Consider the following 3,952-nt stretch of genomic DNA (forward strand, 5'->3'; position numbering starts at 1 on the left):
CTCGGGACGTCGGCGAGGATCCGCCTGGAGGAGGCCTACGGCGCCCAGGACTCCACCTTCGCCGCCGGCCTGCCGCTGGGTGTGGTCATCCCCGACCACCTGGCCCTGCCCTCGACCGTGAGGAACGCCCTGTAGATGGCCACCACGAAACGCAACCAGATCATCCTCCCGGAGAGCCGGGGCAACACCTCGACCACCGTCCTGGACCGGGCCTTCGCCCGCACGAAGCTGGGCAAGGTGTTCGCCAGACCGAAGCGCACCGGCAGCACCTCGGTGACGGCCTCCTCCACCCGTCGCCCGGGCCCGCGGGGCCACAAGGGCCGGGGACTGGGCGAGGCGCAGCTGCTGCACCCGATCCGCGAGATGCGCGGCACCAACTACCAGGTCTGCGGGCTCTTCCCCTTCCCCATGGGCGGGGGCTCCCCGCTGGAAGGCGTGCCGCTGGGGCGCAACCTGCTCTCCGGGGAGCCGGTGTGCTGTGACCCGATCTCCTGGTTCCAGAAGCTGCGGGTGATCGCCAACCCCTCAGCCTTCATCATGGCCAACCCGGGCCTGGGCAAGTCCTCCCTGCTGCGCCGGATGGCCATCGGGCTGGCCGCCTTCGGGGTGTGGCCGATGGTGCTCGGCGACATCAAAGGCGAACACGTCGCCATGATCGAAGCCCTCGGCGGGGCCGTGCTGCCGCTGGGCCGCGGGGTCGGCCACATCAACCCGCTCGATGACGCCGGCGCGGTCGCCGCGGCCAAGCTGCTCTCTCCGGCCAAGGCGGAGGAGCTGCTGGCCGATCTGCACACCCGGCGCTTCGACCTGATCCGGTCGTTGATCGCGATCCTGCGCAAGAAGCCGCTGGACGAGCGTGAGGACCAGATCCTGGATCGGTGCCTCACCGTCCTGGAGGCCCGCCACACCGTTTCTGGCACGGTCCCGGTCATGGCGGACCTGCGCCAGGTACTCAAAGACAAGCCGGCCGAGGTGCGCGAGGTCTCCCTGGACCGCGGCAACGATGCCCGCTATGACGAGATCACCGAGGGTCTGGAGTCCTCGCTGAACTCCTTGTGCGGGACCGGGGCCTTCGGGCAGATGTTCGCCCGCCCCTCCACCAACAAGATCGACGCCTCCCGGCCGATGGTCTTCGACCTCTCGCGCATCTCCCAGTCCGAGTCCGACCTGCGGGCGGCCACCCTGTTGGCGTGCTGGTCGATCGGCACCGGAACGGTGCGGACCTCCAACATGCTCGCCGATGACGGAGTGATCGAACGCCAGCGGTTCCTGCTCATCCTCGATGAGCTGTGGAACACCCTGGCGGCCGGACCCGGCATCGTCGATCAGGTCAACGCGCTGACCCGCCTGAACCGGGAAATGGGAGTCGGGCAGATCATGGCCTCCCACACCCCCTCCGACCTCATGGCCGTGCGCGGCGAGGAAGACCGCGCCAAGGCCAAGGGCATCATGGACCGCTGCGGGATCAAGATCCTCGGCGGACTGGCCAAATCCGAGATGCCGCTGCTGACCGAGTCCGTGCCGCTGTCGATGCGCGAACAGGAACAGCTCGCCGCCTGGCAGGACCCGCCCGCCTGGAACCGCCGCGGGGACGAGGAGATCCAGTACACCAACGACGACGTGTACACCCCCACCGACGCATCGGCCATCAGCGAGGCCGAGCTGCGGGCCTGGCTGGAAGACCCCGAGAACCGGGAATGGTACTTCGACGACCGCACCACCTCCCCGCCGCCGGGCCAGGGGAAGTTCTTCATCAAGGTCGGTGCCCGGGCCGGGATCCCGTTCTCCATGGAGTTCACCCCCACCGAGCGCCGGTCCCAGGTCCACGACACCGAGAAGAAGTGGCACGAGGCCAAGTTCCGTGCCGCGCAGGAGAGGGGCGAACGATGAGCTCCCTGGACCGCAAGTACACCGCCGGCGGCGGAGAGGTCGCCCTGCTGCTCACCCTGCTCTCTGCGCTGGTCGGTATCCCCGCGATCCTCTACGTGGTGAACACCGCCGGACATGCCCTCACCCCGCGCACCGACCCGCTGCCCACCGGGTACTGGGAACGGTCCCTGGGTGTGGTCACCGGAGACCTGCCGTGGCGCACCACCGAGATCGTCCTGGCCGCCACCCTCGGGTTGGTGGCGGCGGCACTGTTCGTGCTGTGGGGCATCACACGCCATCAGAAGGCGAAGAAGGTCGTCAAGCACGACCGTGCCGCCCCGCGCATGGCCACCGTGCGCGACGTCGCTCCCTTCACCGAGAAGCAGGCGAAGGCCAAAGCGGATCGCTTCGGCGTCGACACCCCCGGGGTGATGCTCGGCAAGATGGTCCGCGGCGGCCATACGTTGTACGCCTCCTGGGAGGACACCCTCCTGCACATCTGGGGCACCCGTACCGGCAAGACCACCTCCCAGGCCGCCCCGTCCATCATCGAGGCCCCGGGCCCGGTGATCGCCACCTCCAACAAACGTGACCTCTCCGACCTGACCCGCGACCTCCGCGCCGCTGACGGCGACGTCTGGGTCTTCGACCCGCAAGGAGTTGCTGGGGAGAAACCCACCTGGTGGTGGAACCCGTTGACCTACGTCACCGACAGTGAACGCGCCGCGGAGATGGCGAACAACTTCGCCGCTGGCTCCCGAGACGTCGGCGCCAAGGGCGATGGTCACTTCGACTCCGCCGGCAAGGACCTCCTGGCCGGACTGCTGCTCGCGGCCGCCGTGGGCGGGGAGCCCATCGAGCGGGTGCACTACTGGCTGACCCGATCCACCGATGAGACCCCCGCACTACTGCTCGATGAGCACGGGTGGACCAAAGAAGCCGACTCGGTGGCCAGCACGATCCAGCAACCGGAGAAGTACCGCGGCAGCGTCTACTCCACCGCCCTGCAGATGGCCGCGTGCCTGAAGAACGAGAAGATCGCCGCCTGGGTCAACCCCACTGGCCCCGACGACGATCGCCCGCAGTTCGATCCCCAGACGTTCGTGCGCGGCAAGCACACCCTCTACGCCCTGTCCAAGGAAGGCGCCGGCACCGCCGGTCCCCTGGTGACCGCCCTGACCGTGGCCACCGTGACGGCGGCCGAGGAGCACGCCGTCACCCAGGCCGGGGGCCGGCTGGCCACTCCCATGCTCTGCGTGCTGGACGAGGCCGCCAACGTCTGCCGCTGGATGAACCTGCCCAACCTCTACAGCCACTACGGGTCCCGCGGCATCGTGGTCTCCACGTTCTTGCAGTCCTGGTCCCAAGGCGTGGACGTGTGGGGCGAGTCCGGGATGAAGAAGCTGTTTTCCACCGCCAACGTCGTCACCTACGGCGGCAACGTCAAAGAGGAGGGCTACTTAAAGATGCTCTCGGAGCTGATCGGCAAGTACACCTACACCTCCGTCTCCTCCTCGAGGCAGAAGGACAGCGGGTCCACCTCCCGCCAGGACGCCACCGACGACATCATGTCGGTAGCTGACCTGTCCGCCCTGCCCAAGGGCCGGGCCGTGATGTTCGGCTCCGGGGCGAGGGCCGTGCTGCTGCGCACCATCCCAATTGACCACCGCCCCTACGCGGAAGCATCAAGGGCCTCCGAAGAGGCCCACAACCGCCCCACAGTGGACACCGTCGATCACGAGCCCACAGCGCCGGCCGCCGAGCCAGTGGTGCCTGAGCCTGCCGGGAACCGGTGGGCGGCCCTGGTGAAGGAGTAGGCCATGGACTGGGAAGAAAAATCGTCCAGTGAGGGCAACGAGGACGTGGAAGAGCAGCCTCCTGCGGAGCTGGTCTACGCGAACGTGGTGGAGTTCGTCACCGAGATGTTGGCGCCGATGTACCGGCGTCAGCTGGACCCAGCTGGTCGCTCGAACACGTTCACCTGGTGTGCCCAGTGGTGGCGGCATGATGAAGCGGTGAGCCGTCTGACGGGGCTGTGGAGGGCGTGGGAAAACCTGCGCCTAGATCCCACTACCGGGCTGGC

Annotated in this window: 3 protein-coding genes; all 3 read left to right on the forward strand. The window is 68.1% G+C overall.

Features of this window, described 5'->3' with window-relative positions:
- Positions 1 to 135: 135 nt before the first annotated feature.
- Positions 136 to 1,890 carry a putative type IV secretion/conjugal transfer ATPase gene (locus QYM41_RS17395; RefSeq protein ID WP_368801027.1) on the forward strand — a complete coding sequence of 585 codons (1,755 nt, stop codon included), beginning with the start codon at positions 136 to 138 and terminating at the stop codon, positions 1,888 to 1,890.
- The gene (locus QYM41_RS17400; protein WP_368801028.1) at positions 1,887 to 3,686 is read left to right on the forward strand and encodes a type IV secretory system conjugative DNA transfer family protein; all 1,800 of its coding nucleotides are present in this window, start codon (positions 1,887 to 1,889) and stop codon (positions 3,684 to 3,686) included. The genes QYM41_RS17395 and QYM41_RS17400 overlap by 4 nt, the downstream gene beginning before the upstream one ends.
- Positions 3,687 to 3,689: 3 nt before the next feature.
- Positions 3,690 to 3,952, forward strand: a 263-nt coding sequence (locus QYM41_RS17405) for a DUF4913 domain-containing protein (protein ID WP_368801029.1), incomplete at its 3' end; no start/stop codon positions are given.

It is taken from the genome of Kocuria oxytropis, assembly GCF_040981195.1.
Classification (GTDB): Bacteria; Actinomycetota; Actinomycetes; order Actinomycetales; family Micrococcaceae; genus Kocuria; species Kocuria oxytropis.

Coding starts and splice junctions, on each gene's coding strand:
- QYM41_RS17395 (WP_368801027.1), top strand. CDS start 136: ATGGCCACCACGAAACGCAACCAGATCATCCTCCCGGAGAGCCGGGGC.
- QYM41_RS17400 (WP_368801028.1), top strand. CDS start 1,887: ATGAGCTCCCTGGACCGCAAGTACACCGCCGGCGGCGGAGAGGTCGCC.